At 64.8% G+C, this 1,170-nt stretch carries 1 protein-coding gene; it reads right to left on the bottom strand.

Annotated elements, in window-relative coordinates; all coding sequences use genetic code 11:
* Positions 1-1,170 (bottom strand): elongation factor Tu (tuf, locus tag HMPREF3114_RS10235; RefSeq protein ID WP_095377057.1); only part of this gene is annotated, 1,170 nt, incomplete at its 5' end.

Below are 1,170 nucleotides of genomic sequence, written 5' to 3'. Positions count from 1 at the left end.
TTACTCGATGATCTTCGAGACCACGCCGGCGCCGACGGTACGGCCGCCTTCGCGGATGGCGAAGCGCAGACCTTCGTCCATGGCCACCGGGTTGATCAGGGTGACTTCCATCTTGACGTTGTCACCCGGCATCACCATTTCGACGCCTTCCGGCAGCTTGGCGGCGCCGGTGATGTCGGTGGTGCGGAAGTAGAACTGCGGACGGTAGCCGTTGAAGAACGGGGTGTGACGGCCGCCCTCGTCCTTCGACAGGACGTACACTTCGCCTTCGAACTTGGTGTGCGGCTTGATCGTGCCCGGCTTGGCCAGCACCTGGCCACGCTCGACGTCGTCACGCTTGGTGCCGCGCAGCAGCAGGCCAGCGTTGTCGCCTGCCTGACCCTGGTCCAGCAGCTTGCGGAACATTTCAACGCCGGTCACGGTGGTCTTCTGCACCGGACGGATGCCGACGATTTCGATTTCGTCGCCAACCTTGATCACGCCGCGCTCGATACGACCGGTCACCACAGTGCCGCGGCCCGAGATCGAGAACACGTCTTCCACCGGCATCAGGAACGGCTTGTCGATCGCACGCTCCGGCTCCGGAATCCAGCTGTCCAGCGCGTCGACCAGCTTCAGGATGGCCGGCACGCCGATGTCGCTCTGGTCGCCTTCCAGCGCCAGACGGGCCGAACCGGCGATGATCGGGGTGTCGTCGCCCGGGAACTCGTACTTGCTCAGCAGCTCGCGCACTTCCATCTCGACCAGCTCGAGCAGCTCGGCGTCGTCCACCATGTCGGCCTTGTTCAGGAACACGACGATGTACGGCACGCCGACCTGGCGCGACAGCAGGATGTGCTCACGGGTCTGCGGCATCGGGCCGTCAGCGGCCGAGCACACCAGGATCGCGCCGTCCATCTGGGCGGCACCGGTGATCATGTTCTTGACGTAGTCAGCGTGGCCCGGGCAGTCAACGTGGGCGTAGTGACGGGTCGGGGATTCGTATTCGACGTGCGCGGTCGAGATCGTGATGCCACGCGCCTTTTCTTCCGGCGCGGCGTCGATCGAGGAGTAGTCCTTGAACTCGCCACCGAAGCGCTCGGCACCGATCTTGGTCAGTGCGGCGGTCAGCGTGGTCTTGCCGTGGTCGACGTGACCGATGGTGCCGACGTTGACGTGCGGCTTGGTGCG

The organism is Stenotrophomonas sp. HMSC10F07 (assembly GCF_001807895.1).
Classification (GTDB): Bacteria; Pseudomonadota; Gammaproteobacteria; order Xanthomonadales; family Xanthomonadaceae; genus Stenotrophomonas; species Stenotrophomonas sepilia.
Note: the sequence above shows the minus strand (reverse complement) of the source record. Positions and strands in the feature narration are given on the sequence as shown.